The following is a 26,642-nucleotide window of genomic DNA, read 5'->3' as shown; positions in this document are numbered from 1 at the left end:
CCCCCGGGGATACCGGGGGACTTAGTAAATTATTTAAACAGTTGAGAATTAAGCTTCCAACTCTTCTGCTTTTGAAGCCATCAGGCGGTCAAACTCTTCCTGTGAACCTACGCGGATATTTTCGTACTCGCGTAAACCGGTACCCGAAGGTATTAAGTGACCTACGATAACGTTCTCTTTCAAACCAAGCATGTTGTCTTTTTTACCTGCGATAGCTGCTTCATTCAGTACTTTAGTAGTTTCCTGGAACGATGCGGCTGAGATAAACGACTTGGTACCCAACGACGCCCTTGTAATACCTTGCAGTATTGGGCTCGATGTTGCCGGGATAGCATCACGCACTTCAACCAGTTTAAGGTCGCGGCGTTTCAATACCGAGTTTTCATCACGTAAGCGGCGTAATGAAACTATCTGACCTGATTTCAATGTAGTTGAATCACCTGGATCAGTTACAACTTTCTTGTCATAGATCTCATCATTCTCGGTCATGAAATCCCATCCGTCAACAGCCTCGCGCTCTAAGAAACGGGTATCGCCCGCGTCTTCGATAGATACTTTCTGCATCATCTGGTGAACAATAACCTCAAAGTGCTTATCGTTGATTTTCACACCCTGTAAGCGGTAAACTTCCTGGATACCGTTAACAAGATATTCCTGTACGGCAGCAGGGCCTTTGATAGCCAAAATGTCTGCCGGAGATATTGAACCATCTGATAATGGCATACCAGCCTTAATAAAGTCATTATCCTGTACAAGGATGTGTTTTGAAAGTGGTACAAGGTATTTTTTAACCTGGCCATCTTTTGACTCGATAGTGATCTCGCGGTTACCACGTTTAACACCACCTAAGGTTACCACACCATCAATCTCTGTTACTACGGCAGGGTTTGAAGGATTACGTGCTTCAAATAACTCGGTTACACGTGGTAAACCACCTGTAATATCTCGCGTTTTACCGGTTGAACGAGGAATTTTAGCGATAACCTGGCCGGTTTGTAACCTGTCGCCTTCATCAACAGCGATGTGTGCGCCTACCGGGATGTTGTATCCTTTAATGATATTACCTTTATTGTCGGCAATCTGGATAGCAGGGTTTTTAGATTTATCCCTGGTATCTATGATCACTTTTTCGCGGTGACCTGTTTGCTCGTCTGATTCTTCACGGAAAGTGATACCTTCCAATACTGCATCAAACTGGGCAATACCTGCAAACTCAGAGATAATAACCGCGTTGTACGGATCCCATGAACAGATACGGTCGCCTTTGGTGATCTTGCTGCCATCTTTTACATACAGGTATGAACCGTATGGAATGTTGTTGGTAACAATTACTTTATTACTTCCGGCTTCGATAATGCGGAACTCGCCAGAACGGCCTAATACCACATCAACAGCGCCATCTTCAGCAGTTTCATAAGTTACAGTACGTACGTTCTCAAACTCGATGATACCATCAAACTTAGCGTTGATCTGAGATTCAGCAGCAATGTTTGACGCGGTACCACCCACGTGGAATGTACGAAGTGTTAACTGTGTACCCGGCTCACCGATTGACTGTGCGGCAATTACACCAACAGCCTCGCCTTTTTGCACACGTTTACCGCTTGCAAGGTTACGGCCGTAGCACAATGCACATACACCACGTTTGCTTTCGCAAGTTAATACCGAACGAATCTCGATACCTTCTAACGGAGAGTTCTCGATCTTTTTGGCAACCTCTTCGGTAATGTCCTGACCGGCTACTGCTAACAGTTCGTTAGTGATAGGGTCATGAACATCATGAAGCGTAGTACGACCTAAGATACGGTCATATAATGGCTCAACAATATCTTCGTTATCTTTCAGTGCAGTTGTGTAGATACCTCTTAAAGTACCGCAGTCAACCTCACCAACAATCATATCCTGGGCAACGTCATGCAACCTACGTGTTAAGTAACCAGCATCCGCTGTTTTTAACGCCGTATCCGCCAAACCTTTACGAGCACCGTGGGTTGAGATGAAGTACTCCAATACCGACAAACCTTCTTTAAAGTTTGAAAGGATCGGGTTTTCAATGATCTCACCACCTGAACCTGATTTCTGAGGCTTAGCCATCAAACCACGCATCCCTGCAAGCTGACGGATCTGCTCTTTAGAACCACGGGCACCTGAGTCAAGCATCATATAAACAGAGTTGAAGCCCTGGTTATCGTTGCTCAGGATGTCCATCACGTTAGCAGTTAAGCGGTTGTTGATACGTGTCCAGATATCGATGATCTGGTTGTAACGCTCGTTGTTAGTAATGAAACCCATGTTATAGTTGTTCATTACCTCATCAACTTGCTTAGAAGCTGTATCAATCAGGGTTACTTTTTCTGCAGGGATATTGATATCCTTAAGGTTAAATGATAAACCACCCTGGAATGCCATTTTAAAGCCTAACTCCTTAATATCATCAAGGAACTGGGCGGCACGTGCCATACCGGTGATTTTTACTACTTCACCAATGATATCACGAAGTGATTTTTTGGTAAGCAGCTCATTGATATAACCTACCTCGGTTGGTACATGCTGGTTAAACAACACGCGGCCTACTGTAGTATCAATAATTTTATTTACGATTTTGCCATCGCGTTCTTTAACCGAAGCTTTAACTTTAATAAACGCATGCAGGTCAAGCTTTTTCTCATTATAAGCGATAATTACTTCTTCTGCAGAGTAAAAAGTTAAGCCTTGTCCTTTAACCACACGTGTTTCATCAGTTTTACGGCCTTTGGTTATGTAGTACAAACCAAGTACCATGTCCTGAGATGGTACAGTAATAGGCGTACCGTTAGCAGGGTTAAGGATGTTGTGCGAAGCAAGCATCAGGATTTGGGCTTCCAAAATTGCCGCGTTACCAAGTGGTACGTGAACGGCCATCTGGTCACCGTCAAAATCCGCGTTGAATGCTGTACAGGTTAATGGGTGCAATTGGATCGCTTTACCTTCAACCAGTTTTGGCTGGAACGACTGGATACCCAACCTGTGCAGCGTAGGCGCACGGTTTAGCAATACAGGGTGTCCCTTCAATACGTTTTCCAAAATGTCCCAAACTAATGGGTCTTTACGGTCAACAATCTTTTTGGCAGATTTTACTGTTTTAACCACACCACGCTCAATCATTTTGCGGATGATAAATGGTTTAAACAATTCGGCAGCCATATCTTTTGGTAAACCGCACTCGTGTAATTTAAGGTTAGGACCTACAACAATTACCGAACGGGCAGAATAATCCACACGTTTACCTAATAAGTTTTGACGGAAACGGCCTTGTTTACCTTTCAGGATATCTGAAAGTGACTTCAAAGCACGGTTACCTTCAGTTTTTACCGCGTTAACTTTACGTGAGTTATCGAATAACGAATCCACAGCTTCCTGTAACATACGTTTTTCGTTACGTAAAATCACCTCTGGTGCTTTGATCTCGATCAAACGTTTTAAACGGTTGTTGCGGATAATAACACGACGGTAAAGGTCATTCAAATCTGAAGTAGCGAAACGGCCACCTTCCAATGGTACTAACGGACGCAATTCAGGCGGGATAACCGGAACGATCTTAACAATCATCCATTCAGGGTTATTCTCGATCCTGGTTTTTGCATCACGAAAAGCTTCAACAACCTGTAAGCGTTTTAACGCCTCGTTTTTACGTTGTTGTGAAGTTTCGTTTGCTGCCTGGTGACGCAGGCTGAATGATAATTCATCAAGGTCAAGGCGTTTTAATAATTCTTCCAAAGCTTCGGCACCCATTTTGGCAACAAATTTCTGAGGATCTTTGTCGTCAAGGTACTGGTTCTCTTTTGGAAGGGTATCTAATACGTCAAGGTATTCTTCTTCAGTAAGGAAATCCATTTTGTTGATTCCATCTGCTTCTTTAATACCTGGCTGGATAACTACGTAACGCTCGTAGTATATAATAAGGTCGAGCCTTTTTGTAGGCAAGCCCAATAAATAACCAATTTTGTTTGGTAATGAGCGGAAGTACCAGATGTGTGCAACAGGCACCACCAGGTTGATGTGGCCCATACGCTCACGACGTACTTTCTTTTCGGTTACTTCAACACCGCAACGGTCGCACACGATACCTTTGTAACGGATACGTTTGTATTTACCGCAATGGCACTCATAATCCTTAACCGGACCAAAAATACGCTCGCAAAACAAACCGTCACGCTCAGGTTTGTAGGTACGGTAGTTAATGGTTTCCGGCTTCAAAACTTCACCGCTTGAACGCTCAAGGATAGACTCGGGAGAGGCTAAACTGATTGTAATGGTGGTAAAGTTACTTTTGATTTTATTATCCTTTTTGTAAGACATAGTCTACTTTGATTTTTTAAAGGTAATTTTTAGGCGAAAGGTAAAAGGTGAAAGGCAAAAGGTTTCGGAACCTGTCCTAACCTTTTACCTTTGGCCTTTAAGCTTTAACCTTATTCTAATGTGATATCCAAACCTAAGCCGCGTAACTCGTGAACCAATACGTTGAATGATTCAGGAACTGATGGCGTTGGCAGGTTTTCACCTTTAACAATAGCCTCATATGTTTTGGCACGGCCGATAACATCATCCGATTTAACGGTTAATATCTCCTGCAATATGTTTGATGCACCAAATGCTTCCAGTGCCCAAACCTCCATCTCACCAAAACGCTGACCACCGAATTGTGCTTTACCACCTAATGGTTGTTGAGTGATCAATGAGTACGGTCCGATTGAACGGGCGTGCATCTTATCATCAACCATGTGACCCAATTTCAGCATGTAGATAATACCTACAGTAGTTTGCTGATCAAAACGATCACCTGTTAAACCATTGTATAAGTAAGTACGGCCTGATTCCGGCAAGTTGGCTTTCTTAATCCACTCTTCCACTTCTTCATGGCTTGCACCGTCGAAGATAGGAGTAGCGAATTTAACACCAAGCTCTTTACCAGCCCAGCCTAATACGGTTTCGTAAATCTGGCCCAGGTTCATACGTGAAGGTACACCCAGCGGGTTCAACACGATATCAACCGGTGTTCCGTCTTCAAGGAAAGGCATGTCTTCATCACGTACAATACGTGCAACAATACCTTTGTTACCGTGACGACCAGCCATTTTATCACCTACTTTAAGCTTACGCTTTTTAGCGATGTAAACTTTAGCCATTTGTACGATACCTGATGGAAGCTCATCACCCACACTGATAGCAAATTTATCACGACGGTAAGCACCCAGCTCTTCATTGTACTTAATGTTGAAGTTATGAAGAAGGATCTTGATCTGATCGTTTTTATCGTCATCAGTAGTCCATTTAGTTGGGTTAATATTATCGTAATTAAGCTCAACTAATATCTTCTGGGTGAATTTAACACCTTTAGGAACCTGTAACTCTTTGTAAACGTTATAAACGCCTTGCGAAGTTTTACCGTTAACGATCTCAAATAACTTGTCGATCAAGGTATTTTTCAGATCTTTTACAGCTTTATCATGCTTGTTGTCCAATTTTTCCAACTGTGCTTTTTCTTCAGCTTTTGAAGTCTTTTTAGCACGGGAGAATAATTTGGTATCGATAACTACACCGGCAATTGACGGCGGGGTTTTCAATGAAGCATCTTTAACGTCGCCTGCTTTATCACCGAAGATCGCACGTAACAGTTTTTCTTCCGGTGATGGGTCTGATTCACCTTTAGGAGTGATCTTACCAATCAGGATGTCGCCTTCTTTAACCTCGGCACCAACACGGATGATACCGTCTTCGTCAAGGTCTTTAGTAGCTTCTTCTGATACGTTAGGGATATCTGGTGTTAACTCTTCTTCACCACGTTTTGTATCACGAACTTCAAGTTCAAACTCTTCAACGTGGATCGAAGTAAAGATATCTTGTGAAACAACACGTTCAGAGATCACGATCGCATCCTCAAAGTTATATCCCTGCCAAGGCATGAATGCTACTTTAAGGTTACGGCCTAATGCAAGCTCGCCATTTTGGGTAGCGTAACCTTCGCAAAGTACTTCACCTTTTTCAACCCTCTGGCCTTTTTTAACAATAGGCTTAAGGTTCATGGTGGTGCTTTGGTTGGTTTTCTTAAACTTGGTTAAGCGGTAGCTTTTGCTATCTCCTTCAAACGAGATCAAACGATCAAGTTCGTTACGGTCATATTTAATACGGATTTCGTTAGCATCAACATACTCAACCACACCATCGCCTTCGGCGTTGATCAGGGTACGAGAGTCTTTTGCCACACGGCCTTCCAAACCGGTACCAACAATCGGCGCTTCAGGGCGCAACAATGGTACGGCCTGACGTTGCATGTTTGAACCCATCAATGCACGGTTAGCGTCATCATGCTCTAAGAACGGAATCAGCGAAGCAGCAATTGAAGTGATCTGGTTTGGAGCAATGTCCATCAAATCCAGACGCTCTGGCTCGATAACCGGGAAGTCACCCTCGAAACGTGCTTTTACACGTGGCAATTCAAACTCACCTTTGTCATCATAAACCGCGTTTGCCTGGCCAATTGTTTTACCGTCTTCATCCTCAGCAGATAAATAGATAACCGGCTCGTCAACCATAACTTTACCTTCAACTACACGTTTGTACGGAGTTTCGATAAAGCCTAAGTTGTTAATTTTGGCGTGTACACAAAGTGATGAAATCAAACCAATGTTCGGACCTTCGGGAGTTTCGATAGTACACAACCTACCGTAGTGGGTGTAGTGAACGTCACGAACCTCGAAACCTGCACGCTCACGCGACAGACCGCCGGGGCCTAAGGCTGACAGACGACGCTTGTGCGTGATCTCTGCCAGTGGATTGGTTTGGTCCATGAACTGTGATAACTGGTTTGTTCCGAAGAATGAGTTGATCACAGATGATAATGTACGCGCGTTGATCAGATCGGTTGGTGTGAACACCTCGTTGTCACGAATGTTCATACGCTCACGGATGGTACGCGCCATACGTGCTAAACCTACGCCGAATTGAGCATAAAGCTGCTCACCAACGGTACGTACACGACGGTTTGATAAGTGATCGATATCATCCACCTCGGCTTTTGAGTTGATTAATTTGATCAGATATTTAACAATCGCGATGATATCCTGCTTGGTTAAAACTTTAGTTTCTTCCGAAGTGCTCAGTTTTAATTTACGGTTGATGCGGTAGCGGCCCACATCGCCCAGGTCATATCTTTTATCTGAAAAGAATAAACGATCGATGATACCACGTGCTGTTTCTTCATCAGGTGGTTCAGCGTTACGTAACTGGCGGTAGATGTGCTCAACCGCTTCCTTCTCAGAGTTGGAAGTATCTTTCTGTAAGGTATTGTATATAATAGTGTAATCACCGCTGGTTGAAGCATCTTCCTTGTTAAGGATGATGGTTTTAACACCAGAGTCGATGATCATATCAATATGGTCGTCTTCCAGTAAGGTTTCACGCTCAAGGATGATCTCATTACGAGGGATAGAAACTACCTCACCGGTATCTTCATCCACAAAGTCTTCGATCCATGTTTTAAGCACCCTTGCAGCAAGCTTACGGCCAATATATTTCTTAAGGCCTGATTTGCTTACTTTAACCTCGTCGGCCAGTTCAAATAACTCCAGGATATCTTTATCAGAGTCATAACCAATGGCACGAAGTAACGTAGTAACCGGGAATTTCTTTTTACGGTCAATGTATGCATACATCACGTTGTTAACGTCTGTAGCAAACTCAATCCATGAACCTTTGAAAGGGATAACACGGGCCGAGTATAATTTTGTACCGTTAGTGTGGCGGCTCTGACCAAAGAACACACCTGGCGAACGGTGTAACTGTGATACAATTACACGCTCGGCACCATTAATAACAAATGTACCTTTTGGAGTCATGTAAGGGATGGTACCCAGGTACACGTCCTGTACAATTGTTTCAAAATCTTCGTGCTCTTCATCATTACATGACAGGCGAAGCTTGGCTTTTAATGGTACGCTGTAAGTTAATCCGCGTTCAATACACTCTTGTATATCATAACGTGGCGGATCAATAAAGTAGTCAAGAAACTCCAGGACAAAGATGTTTCTTGAATCTGAAATAGGAAAGTTTTCGGCAAACACTTTAAACAGCCCTTCTTTGTAACGGTTGTCGGAAGTGGTTTCCAATTGAAAAAATTCCTGGAAAGATTGTAACTGAACATCCAGAAAATCAGGGTAATCAAGTACCTTTCTGCTGGTTGCAAAGTTTACTCTTTGATTATTATTGTTTGCCAAGGTATTTAAATTTTAGTTTATTAATAAACTTTGATAGATGTGAGATTTAGGATTTTGAGACATGAGCATTGGACTTGAGAACAGAAATACGATTCAGACAGATACCGCTAACGCAAGCGGCAAAAATCTCATATCTTAAATCTCATATCTACCATCTCCTATCGGATATCTGCACTCCAAACCTTTATAAACAGCAATAGACCCCGACCGTTATGGTCGGAGTCTTGATGCTATATTTCAGTAGGTTAAATTACTTAACCTCAACTACTGCTCCGGCTTCTTCTAATTGTTTTTTCAAAGATTCAGCTTCTTCTTTAGTTACACCAGTTTTAAGTTCTTTTGGTGCACCGTCAACAAGATCTTTAGCTTCTTTCAAACCAAGGCCAGTTAAGTCTTTTACTAATTTAACAACTGCTAATTTAGCGCCACCTGCTTCTTTCAGGATAACGTCAAATGCAGTTTGCTCAGCAGCAGCTGGAGCAGCGTCGCCACCGTCAGCAGCAGGAGCAGCAACTGCTACAGCAGCAGCAGCAGGCTCAATACCATACTCGTCTTTTAATATTTGAGCTAATTCGTTTACTTCTTTTACTGTTAAGTTTACCAACTGTTCAGCAAACGCTTTTAAATCCGCCATTTTATTTAAATTTTTACTTTTAATGCTTTTTGTTTGTTATTATCGAACTTTAATGAGGTGTTCGTTAACCTCTTTCCTGTAATGTTTTTACAAGGCCTGCAATTGTAGTTCCGCCTGACTGAAGAGCCGAAAGAACGTTTTTGGCAGGTGATTGAAGTAAGCCAACTATCTCGCCGATCAGTTGTTCTTTTGATTTCAGCTTGGTTAAAGTATCTAACTGGTTATCACCGATAAATACTGCCGAATCGATATAAGCTGCTTTTAAAATTGGTTTTTCGCCAGTTTTTCTCAATTGTTTAATCAACTTTGCTGGTGCAGTTGCTGATTTTGAGAAAAGGATTGATGATGAACCTTTTAATACATCATATATAGGGCTGAAATCACCGCCTGCAGCTTCCATAGCTTTTTTAATCAAGCTATTTTTGGTTACCTGCATTGTAATGTCGTTTTCGAAACATTTACGGCGGATATTATTGATCTTAGCTACAGTTAAATCAGAGGTATCAGTGATATAAAAATTACCATACTCTTTGATTTGCTCAGTAAGGGCTACAACAAGGTCGTATTTTTCTTCTTTATTCATGATTAGATCCCCGCTACTGATTTAGTTTCAACTGTAATTCCTGGCGACATAGTTGAAGAGATATGAATGCTCTTGAAATATGTTCCTTTTGCTGCAGAAGGTTTTAATTTAGAGATTGTTTGCAATACTTCTAATGCATTCTCATAAATTTTATCTGCAGAGAAAGATGCTTTTCCTATTGAGGTATGGATGATACCGGTTTTGTCAACCTTGAAATCGATTTTACCACCTTTTACCTCAGTTACAGCTTTACCAACTTCTGGGGTAACTGTACCTGATTTAGGGTTTGGCATAAGGTTACGTGGGCCTAAAATACGACCTAAACGACCTACCTTCGCCATAACACTTGGCATAGTAATGATAATATCAACATCAGTCCATCCGCCTTCAATCTTGGCAATATAATCATCCAAACCTACGTAATCTGCACCTGCGTCTTTAGCTTCTTGCTCCTTATCAGGAGTACAAAGAACTAATACACGTACAGTTTTACCGGTTCCATGAGGTAATGTTGCAATACCACGTACCATTTGATTGGCTTTACGTGGATCAACACCTAAACGAACGTCTATATCAACTGATGAATCAAATTTAGTAAGGGTTAATTCCTTTACCAAAGCTGATGCAGCTTCTAATGTGTACGATTTGTTTGCCTCAATTTTGGAGAGTGCCACTTTTTGATTTTTTGTTAATCTTGCCACTGTCTTTAAACTGATTTGTATAAATTAATTAATTCCAGGGAGCTGTACCTGATACGGTAATTCCCATGCTGCGGGCAGTACCTGCCACCATTTTCATGGCCGATTCAACTGTGAACGCGTTCAAGTCAACCATTTTATCTTTTGCTATAGTCTCAACCTGCTCCCAGTTAACACTGGCAACTTTTTTACGGTTAGGCTCAGCAGAACCACTCTTTAAACCGGTAGCTTCCAATAACTGGATAGCAACGGGAGGGGTTTTGATGATAAATTCGAATGATTTGTCAACATAAACAGTAATCAAAACAGGCAATACTTTTCCAGCTTTGTCCTGGGTACGTGCATTAAATTGTTTGCAAAACTCCATGATGTTCACACCTTTTGCACCCAATGCTGGGCCAATTGGTGGTGATGGGTTTGCGGCGCCGCCTTTAACTTGCAGCTTAACCATTGCACCGATCTCTTTTGCCATTTTAATTTACTTTAATTATAAACTCAATGTTAGTAAGTGGAAGCTAAGTAACATTTAAGGTTTTAGTGAGTGGTTGATTTTGTGAGTGGTGAGAAGTTACCTCATTTACACATTTCAATACTCTATTATATTTTATTAATGTTTGGATTAATGCCGGCAGTTAACTAATCACTTAATCAACCACTCACCATTCACCAAACTATTCTTTTTCTACCTGCATGTAATTCAATTCAAGCGGCGTACGGCGGCCGAATATCTTTACCATTACTTTCAGTTTCTTTTTCTCTTCGTTAACCTCTTCAATAACGCCACTGAAACCGTTGAAAGGCCCGTCCATAACTTTAACCGCCTCGCCAACATAGTAAGGCACGTTCATGGTTTCGCCCTGGGCACTCATCTCATCAACCTTACCTAAAATACGGTTAACTTCTGATTGGCGAAGCGGGATAGCATTTCCGGCTTTATCACCAAGGAAACCTATAACGCTGTTAATATTTTTAATGATGTGCTCGGTTTCGCCATCTAAAACAGCTTCCATAAGCACATAGCCCGGAAAGTAGTTACGCTCTTTAGCGATCTTCTTTCCGTCGCGCATCTGATAATACTTTTCAGTAGGTATTAATACCTGTGGTACCAAATGACTAATGCCCAAACGGCTAATTTCGGCATCTATGTATTGTTTAACTTTTTTTTCTTTACCACTAATAGCCCTAACTACATACCATTTCAATTGATCACTCATCTCCTTCTCCCCTGATATTATGTTAGTGATGTATAAAACAGTTTAAGCAAATAATTAATGATCTGGTCCATACCTAAGATAACCAGCGCAATAATTATAGCGGCAACCAATACCAAAACAGCGCTGCTTTGCAGCTCACGCCATGTAGGCCAGGTAACCTTTTCGGTTAACTCGATGTATGACTCCTTAATATATTCAGCTACGCCTGCCATTTTTATATTGTGCTTAAGCACGGGAACAAGGATTCGAACCCTGATCAAAGGTTTTGGAGACCTCTATTCTACCGTTGAACTATTCCCGTGTGTATTTTATAATAAGAAAACATAAGTTTGCCGTTGAAGGCTAAACTTATGTTTTCAAATTAACCTTTTTATTGAAATATGATTATTTCAAGATTTCAGTTACCTGACCAGCACCTACGGTACGACCACCTTCACGGATAGCGAAACGTAAGCCTTTTTCCATTGCGATAGCGTTGATCAGTTTCACTGTGATTGTAACGTTATCACCTGGCATAACCATTTCTACACCTGGTTCTAATGAAATCTCACCAGTAACGTCAGTAGTACGGAAATAGAATTGCGGACGGTATTTGTTGAAGAATGGAGTGTGACGGCCACCTTCTGCTTTTGATAATACGTAAACTTCTGCTTTGAAATCGGTGTGAGGAGTTACTGAACCTGGTTTACAGATAACCATACCACGACGGATATCAGTTTTCTCAATACCACGTAACAATAAACCTACGTTGTCACCAGCTTCACCACGGTCAAGGATTTTGCGGAACATCTCAACACCAGTTACGGTTGATTTTAAGTTCTCAGCACCCATACCCAAGATATCAACTGGCTCACCAGAGTTGATTACACCACGCTCAATACGACCAGTAGCAACAGTACCACGACCAGTGATTGAGAACACGTCTTCAACAGGCATCAAGAAAGGAAGATCTGTCAAACGTGGAGGAATTGGGATGTAGCTATCAACAGCGTCCATCAATTCCATAATTTTGCCAACCCAGGTAGGATCGCCGTTAAGACCACCTAATGCAGAACCCTGGATAACTGGAATATCATCACCTGGGAATTCGTAGAATGATAATAATTCACGAACTTCCATTTCTACTAACTCTAATAATTCCGGATCATCAACCATGTCAACTTTGTTCATGAAAACAACAAGTGCAGGTACACCTACCTGACGAGCTAATAGGATGTGCTCACGAGTTTGTGGCATCGGACCATCAGTTGCAGCAACTACAATGATTGCACCGTCCATTTGAGCAGCACCAGTAACCATGTTTTTCACGTAATCCGCGTGACCTGGACAGTCAACGTGTGCATAGTGACGGTTAGCTGTTGAATATTCAACGTGGGCAGTGTTGATGGTAATACCACGTTCTTTTTCTTCAGGAGCTGAGTCAATTGAATCAAATGAACGAGCTTCTGATAAACCTGCATCAGCCAAAACTTTAGTGATAGCTGCGGTAAGGGTTGTTTTACCGTGGTCAACGTGACCGATTGTACCGATGTTTAAGTGCGGTTTACTGCGGTCAAACTTTTCTTTTGCCATGATCTATAAATTATTTTGTAGGTTAATTTAACTTTAATGTATGTTTTTATAACACTGAGCCAACAATGGGATTTGAACCCATGACCTCTTCCTTACCAAGGAAGTGCTCTACCCCTGAGCTACGTCGGCTTATTTTTGATTTCGGATTTCGGAAATTAGATTTCGGATTTTCTTTCCTCCTTCTACTTACCCGCCCGGCATCTCATTTTGCTTAGTTCAAATCCGAAATCGAAAATTCGAAATCCGATATTACCGAGCGGAAGACGAGGTTCGAACTCGCGACCTATAGCTTGGAAGGCTATCGCTCTACCAACTGAGCTACTTCCGCTTGTTAAGCTTTTGGTTTGTTGTTTTCAATTACTGAAAACTCATTCCTCAAACCTCTTTAATCAAGTCAGCAGTTTACAATCCCGTTAACTTAATGCTAACTGCGAACTATAAACTGCCTACTCAATATGTGGGGGGAGAAGGATTCGAACCTTCGTAGCCGAAGCAACGGATTTACAGTCCGTCCCATTTGACCGCTCTGGTATCCCCCCAGTAGTTTATCCCGGATTAACAATGTCCAAAATTGAAGCTAAACATTGTCTTTCCGAAAAAAACTGAGCCTCCTATCGGGATCGAACCAATGACCTACTGATTACAAGTCAGTTGCTCTACCAGCTGAGCTAAGGAGGCTTATATTTATTTTGCCTTTACATTATCTAAACGTTGTGTTGCTTTCGATAACGGAGCGCAAAAGTAATAAGCTTTTTGATATTTTAAAGAACTATTTTAACTTTTTTTTGAGGCGTTAAATACCTCCCCGAAAGGGACTGCAAATCTACAAAAAATAACACCACGTCAAAATTTTTTATAAAAAAAAATCGGCAGGCTAAAAACCCGCCGATTTTGGCTCAATGTAAGCCCCTCTATATCACTAAAAACCGTCCTCTGCTGCCGTTAAAACAGCTTTTTTGGCCGTAGCATCAGCAATGGCTTTCTTTTGTTTATGCTTCTCAATTTGCTTCCTCAGGCTCTCAACTGCCAGGTCGGTAGCTTCCTCAAAACTCTTACATTTCTCTTTCGCGAAGATCTGGTTTCCTGGTAGCAATAATTTGATCTCCGTTATCTTATTACATTCATCTTCCACATTTTCAAGCTTTAAGTAAACTTCACCGCTAATAATATGGTCATAAAACGTATCGAGCTTATCTGCCTTCTTCTGAATAAAATCTAAAAGTTTCCTGTCTGCGGTGAAATGAATTGACTGCACTGTAATTTTCATGTTTCCTCCTTTTTAAGCCTTTGGATGGGCGAGTTTATAAATAGATTTTAGTCGTTCAACTGAATTATGTGTGTAAATTTGGGTTGCGCTGAGGTTAGCGTGACCCAAAAGTTCTTTAATTGAATTTAAATCGGCACCATTATTTAACATCGTAGTTGCAAACGTATGCCTGAGCACATGGGGGCTCCGTTTATTTTGGGTTGATATGTTGGAGAGGTATTTCTGCACTATTAAATAAATCAATTTAGGATAAGCATCAGCTCCTTTATTTGTAACGATTAATGTAAAGGAATTGTTATCGAAATTTTGATTTTTCTTTAACCCCAAATACTCGGGCAGCAGGCTCTTAAGCTCATTATTAATAGGGATGATACGCTCCTTGTTGCGTTTACCCAATACCTTTACTACCCCGCCTTCAAAGCTAATATCCTGTTCTTTAATACCTAACAGTTCGGCAAGGCGTATACCGGTACCAAACAAAAGTTCGATAACAAGTTTATCGCGCAGGCCCGGGAAATCGTTTGTAAAAATGTCATCACTATCTAACATTTTTGTGAGGCGAGTATCTTCAACTACCACAGGCAACGTTTTAGCAACTTTTTGCGACCGTACCCTGGATACCGGATTAGTTTCAACAATACCTTCCTGCAATAAAAATTTAAAGTATTTGCGCAGCGTGGCCATTTTGCGGTTAACCGAACGGCCGGTAAGTTTTTGATCAATAAGCTCAACCATCCAGTTACGGATGTCATGATAGCTTACCTGCGATGGATGGGTAATAACCGGCTCCGGCGCGGGATCTGCACCGCCGGGATTGTTTAAAAAGCGCATGAATTGATCCAAATCAGACTGATAAGCGGAAACAGTGTGGGCTGAATACCGCTTTTCATACTTGATGTACTGGATAAAACGCGCTAAAAACATAAAAAACTATTTATACATCCGGGATGATGAATGTACAAATAGTTTTAATATAGTGTTAAGAAATCTGAAAAAATTCTTTCAACAAAAAAGAATTAAACAGTTTCCTGATTCAAAGTCTGTTTGTAGATAGCATGTTTAACAACATGACGACGGGTTACAGATTTTTTTTCGAAAGCCTGACGACTACGTAGTTCTCTTAAAACACCTGTTTTTTCGAATTTCTTTTTGAAGCGTTTCAATGCTTTATCTAATGATTCGCCGTCTTTTACGTTAATAATGATCATAATTCCTAAAATACCTCCTTTCAAGGGAGGGCAAAGATAATCACAATGTTTTGAATATCAAAGAGAGAGCAGGAATTATTTTTGATTTTAAGAATTACGCTGATCAGAAAAGGATTTCATCAACGGTTATAGCAATTTAATTAGTTGGAGCAAGGACGATATACTTTTCCTTAAATACCCAACTTTTATTGAGAAGGAATAGTTGACCTGTAATCAAGAACTATTTTCTTACCTTCCCTTTTATATATCTCTAATAAAAAAGACCCTTTCGCTTTATATAATGAATCCCCCTCTTCAATTTTATTTTCCCATTCGGGTATAATTTGATACCTTGTTTTATCTGTTAAAATAGCGGTTCGTATATTATGATTGAGAGCATCGTTGTATACTGTATCTACAACACCGCTAACCATTTCCAAGGAGTCATTTTGAATAATAACTTGCCTGGTAGATGGCCCAAATGTCAAGTTATAAGTAACAAATAATACAAGGCACATCGGCACGGAACCAAAAATGCAATAAATAATTATTTTATCCATTTTCTGCATCTTATCAAAGTAACAATTTTATCCCCATTAAGCACACTTATTATCTCACAATAATTTCATTAGTCCATATAACATTATTTGTTTCCCGCCTAAGCGTTAACCCGCGTATATCAACAAAGATCTGCTTTATTCCGTCATGAATGGCGACATGCTTTTATAGCCCTTATAAACAACAAAGGCCGCCAATGGCAGCCTTTGTTGTTTTAAATATACTTTGGGTTCAATAATTATTGTTTATCCCAATATACCCTTGTATTAAGTGCATCAGCACCCTGACGGGCAATTACAGCATTGTAATTGGTTAGGTTAAGGTCGTGCTCGGTTTGAGGGTACTGTTGCCTGCGCGGGATTTTTCCGCCCGGGCTCAGAGCATCAGGTACAGGATCAAGCAATACAGGTAAACCTGTACGGCGATAGTCGGCCCAAGATTCCCATCCGTCACCAAGGAAGTTAGCAATCCACTTTTGTGTCAGGATCTGGCTTAAAGCTGTGCTCACATTAAACTTAACAGATGCCTGACCAAGGTAAGTTGTAGCATCACCTGTGCTAATCCCGTTTTGTTCTAAAGAGGCAGTTACACCTTTATTATAAAAATCGGCTGCTGCGCCATCACCACCGGATATCCAGTTAAGGTGTGCAGCTTCGGCCTGTGTAAACAATATCTGTGCATACGATGTCCATACGGACGGCGCATCTGCTTTAGACAGTGCATTACCTATCAGCGAAATATTGCCCGGTGCATCGGTAGTACCGGCATTATAATCGCCTAAAGCATCGCCATTGGTGCCGTAGGGCAGGCCAACATAAGTACCTGCCGCGGTAGGTGCCGCATAAACGGCAAGCCTTGGGTCATTAAAACCTTTCAGGGTATTTACCAGTAATGAGCTTACCGCATAATCATAGCGGTTACGATAATTGGTAAAGTAAGGATTTTCATTAGTTTGTGCAGTGCTGTACTTGTACACGGCATTATCATCATTTGATGTCATCAGCCCGCCTGCAACAGCTTTTGCAAATTCGGCTTTACCGGTTGCTGCGTCAACTTTTGATAGCCTTAAGGCCATAATAGCGTGCAATGAATTAGCCCAATGTTTCCAACGCAGGTTATCACCATTAAATAATATATCGCCGGTTAATGAATTGGTAGTACCTAACTGCGCTTGCGCTTCGTCAAGTTCTTTCATTAATGCGGTGTATATATCCTTTTGCGCATCAAAAGCAGGCGAAAAATTAGCCGAGCTTTTTAACGCCTGTGTATAAGGAATATCCCCCCACCTATCGGTTATGGTTAAATAAATAAAAGCTGTAAGAATACGAGCAGAAGCTATTTGGTCATTATTGGTTCCAAACCTTGTTACCGCCGCCAGATTTTTCTTAGCCGGATCACTATTTACATCGATAATGGTTTTCAAATCCTGCAGAGGCCCTGTATAATAAGTTTGATAATCGTATTGCTTCAATGAAAACAAAGATTCATTGGTATAAAAGGTTTCCGACATGTATTGCGAATACAATTCGCCTGCAAACGAGTTAATGTTTGTTGTAGCACCGGCACCGTTTACACCGCCTAAAAACTGTATTGCTCCGGTTAACATGAAACCAGTTTGAGCATTAGGCGATTGGTTGGGGTTAACATTTATATCGCCACCGGTTTTACATGATGATGCGATAAGGATAAATGCCCCTGCTATATATTTTATATATGATTTTTTCATGATTTGTAAGAGCTTGTTGTTAGAACGTTACCTTCAGGTTAAAGCCAATATTGCGGGTGTTTGGCAACTGGCCGCCTTCGTAAAAGGATGTTTGTAACTGTGATGGGTCTACGCCTTTTAGTTTAGAGTAAATCATCCACGGATTTTGAGTTGTGATACCAAAGTAAGCTGATTGGAACGGCAGCCTGCCCAGCATCTTTTTAGGGAAGGAATAACCTAAACTAACCTCGCGTAACTTAACGTATGTTGCGTCAAAGGTGTAGTTTTCCCAGATCTGGCTCAAAGCAGATTCATATAACAAACGGGTACTTACATAAGTAGTATTTGGCGTACCATCCTCATGAACACCAGGGAACAAGGTACCACCACCGGCTGATACAGCATCACGTTTTGGATTACCTTTTGCATTGAGGCCTACTGTTGCTATACCAAGACCAGATCCGTTAAGGTTTTGTTGGGTAACAGAAACAAATTTACCTCCCTTTTGAAAATCAAGAGAAAAAGCAAGTACGAAGTTTTTATAATTAAATGAGTTGGTAAAACCACCGGTATAGCTTGGCAGCATGCTACCTAAATTAACTGTATTATTTACTATAGGTAAACCACTTTCATCAACAATAATGTTTCCTTTGGCATCGCGAGTGAAACCCGAGCCGATGATTTGGCCATATGAACTGCCAACAACACCATTAACACCAAAGCTTGGTGAACCTACGAAACCGAAACTTTTTGCACCAGCTGTCTGGTTGCCGCCAGCAAGTCCGTATCCACCCAAACCATCAGGAGATACCTGTAAGCTATTAATGCCCGGATATATAGAGATTACTTTATTGCGGTTAAATGAAACGTTGAAATCAACATTCCAGGTAAAGTCTTTGCTCTTGATCGGTGTGCCGCCAAGGCTTAACTCAATACCATGGTTTTTAATTTCGCCGGCATTAACTATAGCCGTTGAATAACCAGATGTACCGTTTACAGGCAAAGGCAAAATTTGGTCTTTGGCTGTACGGGTATAGTAGTTAAAGTCAAACTTCACCCTATCCTTTAAAAAGTGGAGCTCGGTACCAACCTCGTATGCTGTTGACAACGTAGGTTTTAAAGTTGGATTTGTAAGCGTGTTAGGTACTGTTTGTATTGGATGACTACCATAAGGTGTAGTGCTCAGGTTGTAAGTTGTATAAACCTGGTAAGGCTGCGTATCTGAACCTATTTTGGCAGCAGATAACCTTAATTTACCGAAGGTAAGCCAATCATTTTTCTCCATTAATTCGGTAAATACAAATGAGCCTGATAAACCGCCATACCAGTACGAGTTATTGTTAACCGGTAGTGTAGAAGAAATATCGTTACGTGCGTTGAAATCTAAATAAAGGAAATCTTTATAACCTAACGATGTATAACCATAGTAGCTATTTACGCGTGACAGCGCATTGTAGCTGAATGCGGTAGGTGCATCAATAGAGTTGGTTAATATATAAAGATCGGGCGTTGCCAAACCACCGTTGGTATTACCGCTGGTATAAAGATACCTGTCCTGGCGGGTTTCGGCATATAAACCGGCTTTTACCGATAAGTCTTTGAAATTATGGCTATACGCAAGATTGGCTACGTAGTTGTTTTCTTTGTAAGTATACTGGCTTTGCGAGTATGAATCAACGTTGATAGTACCTGACCCCACACGCGAGTTATCGTCGCGATTTAAAAGGTCTTCCCTTGCTATTAATGATAACGACAAATCTTTGGTAAATTGATAAGATGCAGTGATGTTACCATAAACACGGTTACTGTTTGATTTATTGGTATTTACATAAGCCTCGGTATAAGGGTTATCCCAATAGTGCGGGGCAATGTTATCCGGGCTTATGATATTCCATGAAGTATAGGTACCATCAGCCCTTTGATAGTTTTTTAACTTATCAATTTCAATATCCCTGTGAAACCACTGGCTAAACGAACCGGCAGTTTGTGTACCATAACCTTCCTGAGGTACATTATTTGAATTAATTTGCGAAAAGTTAAGGTTGGCGCTTACAGTTAATTTCTTGGTTAACTTAAGTTCACCATTTAAACCAACGTTATTACGTTTTTGATCGCTGTTTGGTGTAATACCGGTACGATCGATGTTGGTGTACGAAACCCTGAAATTATAGTCATCGCCAGCTTTTGAAAACGCAGCATTTGTGTTATAGGTAACACCGGTGCGGTAAAAATCGCGCACGTTGTTTGGCTGCGCAACAAACGGTTTTAACTTACCAAAATCCGGGTTCGAGGGATCCCAAAAATACCATGGCGCATACATTGTACCGTCAAATTTTGGGCCCCAGCTTTCGTCAACACCATAATCATAATATTTAACCCCATTAAATTGGGCAAATGATGCAGGGGAACCATTGGCCGGATCGTAAGTATACGTTTTCCATGTTGTGCTGGTACCGCCACCATATTCGTTTTGATACTCAGGTAACTGGTAAACTTTTTCGAAAGTTGTAGATTGATTTAATGATACACCAATGCCCTTATTTGAACCTTTTTTAAGCGTAATAACAACCGCGCCTTCAGAAGCACGTTGACCATAAAGGGCAGTTGCAGCCGGGCCTTTCAATACCGAAAGCGATTCAATATCATCATTGTTTACCGCATTCGGGTCAGTAACTACACCATTTACAACATAAATAGGATTACCACCCGAAAGTGAGTTGACACCACGGATACGGATAGTTGATGTACCAAACTTAGCGCCAGAACCGCCTAACACCTGTACACCGGCAATTTTACCGGCAAGGGCAGTGTTAAGGTCAGATTGCTTGGTAACTGTAAGATCATCGCCTTTTACCTGTTGCGCGGCATAACCTAATGATTTTTGTTGCCTTGAGATACCTAATGCGGTCACGATCACCTCGTTAAGGCCTTTAGCCGAAGCTTCCAAAACCACTTTCAGGTTTGCCGAAGCACCAACAGGTACATCCTGTGTAGCATAGCCGATAAAACTAAAAGATAAAACTGCGTTGTTTGGAACGCTGAGTGAAAATTTACCGTCGACGGTAGTTTGGGTACCCGTAGTTGTACCTTTTATTTTAACCGATACACCCGGCAGAGGAAGACCGTCCTCCTTGGCTGTTACCGTACCGGTAACAGTGTGATTTTGCGCAAAAAGCTGTGTTACAGCAAATACGAAACTGCACAAAATTAGTAGTAGTCGTTTTTTCATAGAAAAAATTTAGCTAATAGTTAAGTCGGCAAACTTAATACTGAAGGCTAAAATAAAAGAACATCAAAATGTAATATTTCCTTTACAGGAATTTATTTAACCATAGAGAATAATTTAGGAAGTAAACAACAAGAAATTACCTTTGCCAGCGTTAATACCACATGGCCGATTAGATCCGGCCGGTAATAAGTCAGTTAATATTGTTAATTATAAATTAGGAAAATGCGCGAGGCATTTTCCTAATTTGCTTTATAAGCCTCTGTGTATCAAACTGCAATAAAATTAACTGTAACGATAGGTTAGATAAGAAAATCGGGGTGTCAGGATTCGTAAAATCTGGCGAATTTTGACGAAAAAAGCCCGCCGAGCCGCTCCGAAGAAGAGATTATTTCAATGAAAAAGCTTAAAAAAACATTACCAAAATCATGTTTTAATGCTTTAAAAATCGATGTAACAATATATTTACGTGATAAAAACCACCATAAATGGTCTTTAACCGAATACTAAATGACACAAGTCTGACAGAAGACGATCGTAAAATTATCTTCTGCCAGGCCTTTTGATCATTTATTTATCCTTTTAATACTTCCCTGCTGATCACTATTTTCTGAATTTCACTTGTCCCCTCACCTATTGTACATAGCTTGGCATCCCGATAAAATTTTTCGACCGGAAAATCCTTAGTATACCCATAACCACCGAAGATCTGTACAGCTTCTGTGGCCGTACGTACCGCTGCTTCGGAAGCAAAATATTTAGCCATAGCCGATTGTTTAGTAACCGGCAGGTGACGATTCTTCAAATCAGCAGCCTGCATAATCAGCAGTTCGGCAGCTTCAATTTCTGTGGCCATATTGGCCAGCTTAAATGCTATACCCTGGAAATTGCTGATAGGCTGCCCAAACTGGCGGCGCTCTTTAGCATATGCTACTGCTGCTTCAAAAGCACCTTTAGCTATCCCCAACGAAAGGGCTGCTATCGAAATCCTGCCGCCATCCAGCACCTTCATTGCCTGCTTAAAACCCTCACCTTCAACACCCAACAGGTTTTCCTTAGGTACACGGCAGTTATCAAAAATCAGTTCGGTGGTTTCTGAAGCACGCATGCCCAGCTTGTTTTCTTTTTTGCCATGGGTAAATCCCGGCGTACCCTTCTCAATAACCAGCGCCGAGATCCCGTGCGAATCGCCTTTGTTACCCGTACGCACCATCACCACGGCCACGTTGCCCGATTTGCCATGGGTTATCCAGTTTTTTGAGCCGTTAACTATATAATGATCGCCGTCCAAAACAGCGGTAGTGTTCATTCCCAACGCATCCGATCCCGTATTGGCCTCTGTAAGTCCCCAGGCACCAAGCCATTCGGCGGTAGCCAATTTAGGCAGCCATTTAAGCTTCTGCTCTTCATTACCAAAAGCCAGGATATGCCCGGTACAAAGCGAATTATGGGCGGCCACCGATAAACCGATAGCGCCACAAACTTTAGCTATCTCGCTTATTACGGTTACATATTCAAAATAGCCAAAACCCGAGCCGCCATATTGTTCGGGTACAAAAACCCCCATCATGCCAAGCTCACCCAGTTGTTTAAATAAATCAATAGGGAAGTGTTGGGCCTCGTCCCACTCCATTACATGAGGCTTAATATAACGTTCGGCAAAATCCTTAGCCATTTGGCCAACCATTTGCTGATTTTCGTTCATAGCAAAATCATACCCACCGGTTGGCTGGGTATCAGTTAACATAGCATCCATACATTTTATAATTGGTTACAACAAAATAACGTATAAAAAATGAGATTGGTTTGCCCGTAAAAGCCTGCAAATCAAGAACGATTTAGTATCTGGTATGAATTATAGGTTTAGTTGAAATAGGGGGATTTTGGAGAGGAAAAAATTTGAAGAAAATATTTTTCAGGAAATTAAAGTGAAGGTACCTTTCTGATAGTTCAGAGACAATCAATATTCGCTTTCCATCTCTGTTATGATCAATTCAGGCTTATTTATCGAATACCTAAACCTAACCGAATCGCCTTTACCAAGATGGTTAAGATTTTTGTCCCAGCCACCAATATGTTCGTACGTCACATTATCTATCGTATATTTTACGCGTAACGAATGACCTTTGTAGTAAAAAATTTGGGTAATAACACCCTTACTATATGCCGGGTGGCTATTGATCTCCTTTAAATTTGCAGCCCTGTTCCTATCGCTCACAGCAACTAACCACCATAACCCACCTATTATCAAGACAGTTATGATAAGAAGGGTCAAAAAAGCTTGAAATTTATTTTTTAATTGGCCCTGTTTATTACTCACGGCGTTACCTCCGGCCCGGGCTGTACGCTCTGCACAGGCATTAGGCACATTGGCCGGTATCCGCTTCCATCCCTAACGCTGGCATTTTCAGTAATAAAAAGACAATGATTAATAATCGGCCAGTACTACCAGCTTATCGCAGATAGGTGTTATACGCTCCCGGCCATTCAAAAAGCCAAGCCCAACCACAAATGAAAAGCCGGCAACTACGCCACCCATTTCCTTAATAAGCTCGCTGGCTGCCGTCACTGTACCGCCGGTTGCCAGCAAATCGTCATGTAATAATATATGCTGACCGGGTTCAAAGGCATCGGTGTGCAATTCAATAGTCGCGGTACCGTATTCCAGCTTGTACGCTTTTTGTTTTATAGTGAATGGCAGCTTACCAGCCTTGCGCACCGGTATAAATGGGACACCTAATTTGGTAGCCAGTGTAAGCCCGAACAGGAAGCCTCTGCTTTCAATTCCTGCTACAACATCAATACGGACTCCTTTCAGCTGCTCAACAAAAGCCTCAACAATGTTTTCGCACAGTTCGGGATCTTTAAGTATCGGGGTAATATCTTTAAAAATAATTCCTGGTTTCGGAAAATCGGGAATGTCCCTTATGGCTGCTTTTATTTGCTGGGCTATCATTTGAAAACTAAATAAGGCCCAATTTTACGCAAAATTCCGTCATTAAGTATGGCTATATTTTTCAGATCGGTCAAGGTATTGTAATTACCATGCTCATCACGGTAAGCAATAATAGCATCCATTTGTTTATAGCTCAGATAAGGAAAGCGCTTAAGCTCGGCAAATGTGGCCACGTTAATATTAACTTTAATAATATGCTTACCATCAACAGCAATATCAGCCCTGATCTGGTTATACTTTTCTTCGTCAATACCATAAACCTCTTTTAACTGCTCTTTATTGTAAAAGCCACCAACCCGTTCGCGATAACGAACAATACGACGGGCAAATGCCGGGCCAATCCCGTGGATCATCGTAAGCCTGGCCGAATCGGCGGTGTTAACTTCAACCACTTCACCAGCTTTAACTTTATTATTATAATAGGCCGGCCCGTCGGGCAGGTTAATATAAGGTTCAATGCGTTTGTATTCGGCCGGGCCAATGCTGTACATTTTTTTCACATCGCCTTTGGTAAAAAACTGTCCGCCTTTTTCTTCATAATGTTTAATAACCAGGGCCTGATGTTCGGTAAGGCCAAGTTTTACCCAATCGGCCAGTGGTAGATTGTTGGGATTAAATTTAAAGAGAACAGCAGCCCCTGTATTATGACCAACAGCAGAAGCACTCTCATCAGCTATAATGCTATCTGTTTTATCGGTTTTGGCTGTCGCTTTATCAAAAGCCTTAAAATTTATTGTATTATCTTTGTGGCTTGCCTGGTACACATAAGGGGCCGACAAAACCATCGCTATTAAAATAATCAACACTACCATTCCGTTCCACTCTTTTTTCGTGACAGACAGGTAGTTTTTAATTTGCGGCCTCATTTATATACGTTACCGGCGTTAAATTAAATAAAAATTTAGGATATTTATTTGTTAAAACATACTGCTTATAAACAATGAAAGTTATAACCACCGAAGAGTTTGCCAAAGCCACCAAACTGGATAAGTTGAAAATGCCGGGCCTGGCCGCTTTATTGATGGAGTTAATGAAGATAAACCAGGTTAACGATCTGTTTGCCCAGGCACAACCCAAACAAGGCCCTGAGTTTGTTGATGCTATATTAGAAGGTTGCGGAATTGATATTGAATTTGATGAGCGCGAATTGCGCAATATCCCTAAAGATGGCGCATTTATAGCCATAGCCAATCATCCGTACGGAGGTATTGAGGGTATGGTTTTGCTAAAAATCCTGTGCATGGCCCGCCCCGATTCAAAGCTGATGGCGAACTTCCTGCTAAAAAAAATCCCTAACCTTGCCGACTATTTTGTTGCGGTAAACCCTTTTGAAAACGTTGAACATTCATCAAGCATAAGTGGTTTAAAAAACACGCTCGAGCTATTGAATCAGGGTACCCCGATAGGAATTTTCCCGGCCGGCGAAGTATCAACCTTTAAAGTAGAACAAAAACAGGTAACCGACCGTATGTGGCACCCCGTTGTAGGCAAAATAATAGCCAAGGCAAAAGTACCGGTAGTGCCCATTTATTTTCATGGCAACAACGGCTTGCTGTTTAACCTCCTCAGCTTATTGCACCCTACCCTGCGTACCGCTAAGTTGCCATCAGAGTTATTTAACAAACATGGGCATACTATTAAGCTGCGCATAGGCAAGCCTATTAACGTAACCGAAATTCCGGAGTATACCAATACCACCAAGCTGCTTAACTTTTTACGCGCCCGTACCTATGCTTTAGGCACAGGTTTGGAAGAAGAGAAGAAAATATTCAGTCCGCGTAACCTGTTTAAGATTAAACGTGAAGCAGAAGAAGTTACGCCGGAAATAGATAGTGCCATTCTTGAAAAGGAGATAGAACCACTACGCGAAACCTATAAAGTTTGGACCGAGAAAAATTACGAGGTGTTCATCGTTCCAACATCAACTATTCCCAATGTGATACGGGAAATAGGCAGGCTGCGTGAAATCACCTTCCGTGAGGTTGGCGAAGGGACAAATAAAGCTATCGACCTTGATGAGTACGATATTTATTATCATCATCTATTCATTTGGGACTTTGAAGCCAAACGCATAGTCGGAGCTTATCGGATAGGTTTGGGCGACGAGATATTTTACAGCGTAGGCAAAAAAGGGTTTTATGTAAATGAGCTGTTTAAGCTTAAAACCCAGTTTATACCTGTATTACGAAGAAGTCTGGAACTGGGCCGTTCATGGATCCGTAAGGAATATCAGACAAAACCGCTGCCGTTATTCCTGTTATGGAAAGGCATTCTAAAATTCCTGATTGATAACCCACGCTATCGTTATCTGATAGGCCCGGTAAGCATCAGCAATTCGTTCTCCAAATTTTCTAAATCGCTTATTGTCGATTATATCAACCGTAACCATTTCGACCATGAAATGGCGCAATATGTTAAACCACGCAAGAAATTCAAGGTTGATTTTGCCAAAATTGATACCGACCTGCTTATGGCCGGCGAAGATAGTTTTAAAGGCCTTGATAACCTGATATCAGAAGTAGAAACCCGTAATATGAAAGTTCCGGTATTACTACGTCAATATATTGCCCTGAATGCAAAGATCATCAGTTTCAACATCGATCCTAAATTTGCAGATTGTTTGGACGGCTTCCTGGTACTCGACCTTGAAAAGGTACCACAGGATATATTGGATAAGCTGGGGAAAAATTTATAACAACTCTATTTACCGTTAAACTTATCAATGCCGTTTCATATTTTGAGGCGGCATTTTTTGTGCAACAATATTAACACCGGTTATTAAATGTTAAG

At 41.3% G+C, this 26,642-nt stretch carries 20 protein-coding genes and 5 tRNA genes; 1 reads left to right on the top strand and 24 read right to left on the bottom strand.

From position 1 onward, the window contains the following. Nucleotides 1–48: 48 nt before the first annotated feature. From rpoC to BMX50_RS21540, 24 genes are all read right to left on the bottom strand, one after another. A complete protein-coding gene (gene rpoC / locus BMX50_RS21655) occupies nt 49–4,338 on the bottom strand; it encodes a DNA-directed RNA polymerase subunit beta' (protein ID WP_091213568.1) in 4,290 nt (1,429 codons plus the stop codon). 110 nt (nt 4,339–4,448) lie between these two features. Continuing rightward, complete coding sequence (gene rpoB / locus BMX50_RS21650; protein ID WP_091213563.1) at nt 4,449–8,252, bottom strand: DNA-directed RNA polymerase subunit beta; 3,804 nt, start codon at nt 8,250–8,252, stop codon at nt 4,449–4,451. Between the two features lie 250 nt (nt 8,253–8,502). Further along, complete coding sequence (gene rplL, locus BMX50_RS21645; protein ID WP_022833154.1) at nt 8,503–8,886, bottom strand: 50S ribosomal protein L7/L12; 384 nt, start codon at nt 8,884–8,886, stop codon at nt 8,503–8,505. 64 nt (nt 8,887–8,950) lie between these two features. Then, complete coding sequence (gene rplJ, locus BMX50_RS21640) at nt 8,951–9,469, bottom strand: 50S ribosomal protein L10 (protein WP_090528670.1); 519 nt, start codon at nt 9,467–9,469, stop codon at nt 8,951–8,953. 2 nt (nt 9,470–9,471) lie between these two features. After that, entirely contained in the window at nt 9,472–10,170 is a 699-nt protein-coding gene (gene rplA, locus BMX50_RS21635) for a 50S ribosomal protein L1 (protein ID WP_091213558.1), read from the bottom strand. A 28-nt stretch (nt 10,171–10,198) separates the two neighbouring features. Next, nucleotides 10,199–10,639 carry a 50S ribosomal protein L11 gene (gene rplK / locus BMX50_RS21630; protein ID WP_090528676.1) on the bottom strand — a complete coding sequence of 147 codons (441 nt, stop codon included), beginning with the start codon at nt 10,637–10,639 and terminating at the stop codon, nt 10,199–10,201. 199 nt (nt 10,640–10,838) lie between these two features. Then, nucleotides 10,839–11,381, bottom strand: coding sequence for a transcription termination/antitermination protein NusG (gene nusG / locus BMX50_RS21625; RefSeq protein ID WP_091166597.1), 543 nt, complete (start codon nt 11,379–11,381; stop codon nt 10,839–10,841). Nucleotides 11,382–11,398: 17 nt separating this feature from the next. Beyond that, nucleotides 11,399–11,593, bottom strand: a complete 195-nt coding sequence (gene secE / locus BMX50_RS21620; protein ID WP_090529653.1) for a preprotein translocase subunit SecE — start codon at nt 11,591–11,593, stop codon at nt 11,399–11,401. 18 nt (nt 11,594–11,611) lie between these two features. Beyond that, nucleotides 11,612–11,682 (bottom strand) — tRNA-Trp (locus BMX50_RS21615). A gap of 83 nt (nt 11,683–11,765) precedes the next feature. Further along, nucleotides 11,766–12,953 carry an elongation factor Tu gene (gene tuf, locus BMX50_RS21610; protein WP_090528682.1) on the bottom strand — a complete coding sequence of 396 codons (1,188 nt, stop codon included), beginning with the start codon at nt 12,951–12,953 and terminating at the stop codon, nt 11,766–11,768. Between the two features lie 57 nt (nt 12,954–13,010). Beyond that, a tRNA-Thr gene (locus BMX50_RS21605) sits at nt 13,011–13,082 on the bottom strand. Between the two features lie 126 nt (nt 13,083–13,208). Further along, nucleotides 13,209–13,281, bottom strand: a tRNA-Gly gene (locus BMX50_RS21600). Nucleotides 13,282–13,411: 130 nt separating this feature from the next. Continuing rightward, a tRNA-Tyr gene (locus BMX50_RS21595) sits at nt 13,412–13,492 on the bottom strand. Nucleotides 13,493–13,558: 66 nt separating this feature from the next. Continuing rightward, nucleotides 13,559–13,631 (bottom strand) — tRNA-Thr (locus BMX50_RS21590). Between the two features lie 241 nt (nt 13,632–13,872). Next, the gene (hpf, locus tag BMX50_RS21585; RefSeq protein WP_091213553.1) at nt 13,873–14,220 is read right to left on the bottom strand and encodes a ribosome hibernation-promoting factor, HPF/YfiA family; all 348 of its coding nucleotides are present in this window, start codon (nt 14,218–14,220) and stop codon (nt 13,873–13,875) included. A 12-nt stretch (nt 14,221–14,232) separates the two neighbouring features. Further along, complete coding sequence (locus BMX50_RS21580; protein ID WP_091213548.1) at nt 14,233–15,144, bottom strand: tyrosine-type recombinase/integrase; 912 nt, start codon at nt 15,142–15,144, stop codon at nt 14,233–14,235. Nucleotides 15,145–15,236: 92 nt separating this feature from the next. Next, the gene (gene rpsU / locus BMX50_RS21575; protein WP_090528691.1) at nt 15,237–15,428 is read right to left on the bottom strand and encodes a 30S ribosomal protein S21; all 192 of its coding nucleotides are present in this window, start codon (nt 15,426–15,428) and stop codon (nt 15,237–15,239) included. Nucleotides 15,429–15,613: 185 nt separating this feature from the next. Continuing rightward, nucleotides 15,614–15,967, bottom strand: a complete 354-nt coding sequence (locus tag BMX50_RS21570; RefSeq protein WP_143065240.1) for a hypothetical protein — start codon at nt 15,965–15,967, stop codon at nt 15,614–15,616. 236 nt (nt 15,968–16,203) lie between these two features. After that, nucleotides 16,204–17,691 (bottom strand): SusD/RagB family nutrient-binding outer membrane lipoprotein, encoded by a 1,488-nt coding sequence (locus BMX50_RS21565; RefSeq protein WP_091213542.1) that lies wholly within the window; start codon nt 17,689–17,691, stop codon nt 16,204–16,206. Nucleotides 17,692–17,710: 19 nt separating this feature from the next. Beyond that, nucleotides 17,711–20,899: a SusC/RagA family TonB-linked outer membrane protein gene (locus BMX50_RS21560; RefSeq protein ID WP_091213537.1), complete on the bottom strand. Its 3,189-nt coding sequence runs from the start codon at nt 20,897–20,899 to the stop codon at nt 17,711–17,713. 571 nt (nt 20,900–21,470) lie between these two features. Further along, nucleotides 21,471–22,652 (bottom strand): acyl-CoA dehydrogenase family protein, encoded by a 1,182-nt coding sequence (locus BMX50_RS21555; RefSeq protein ID WP_394332323.1) that lies wholly within the window; start codon nt 22,650–22,652, stop codon nt 21,471–21,473. A gap of 204 nt (nt 22,653–22,856) precedes the next feature. Beyond that, entirely contained in the window at nt 22,857–23,147 is a 291-nt protein-coding gene (locus BMX50_RS21550) for a hypothetical protein (protein ID WP_143065239.1), read from the bottom strand. 177 nt (nt 23,148–23,324) lie between these two features. Then, complete coding sequence (locus tag BMX50_RS21545) at nt 23,325–23,852, bottom strand: adenine phosphoribosyltransferase (RefSeq protein WP_091213527.1); 528 nt, start codon at nt 23,850–23,852, stop codon at nt 23,325–23,327. Then, nucleotides 23,849–24,718, bottom strand: coding sequence for a ComEA family DNA-binding protein (locus tag BMX50_RS21540; RefSeq protein WP_091213524.1), 870 nt, complete (start codon nt 24,716–24,718; stop codon nt 23,849–23,851). Before BMX50_RS21540 ends, BMX50_RS21545 begins: the two co-directional genes overlap by 4 nt. Before the next feature lie 74 nt (nt 24,719–24,792). Between BMX50_RS21540 and BMX50_RS21535 the strand changes: the two genes are divergently transcribed. After that, a complete protein-coding gene (locus BMX50_RS21535; RefSeq protein WP_091213520.1) occupies nt 24,793–26,547 on the top strand; it encodes a lysophospholipid acyltransferase family protein in 1,755 nt (584 codons plus the stop codon). Nucleotides 26,548–26,642 lie beyond the last annotated feature (95 nt).

The sequence above is a fragment of the Mucilaginibacter gossypiicola genome (genome assembly GCF_900110105.1).
Taxonomy (GTDB): domain Bacteria; phylum Bacteroidota; class Bacteroidia; order Sphingobacteriales; family Sphingobacteriaceae; genus Mucilaginibacter; species Mucilaginibacter gossypiicola.
This window is presented reverse-complemented; position numbering and strand designations above follow the sequence as displayed.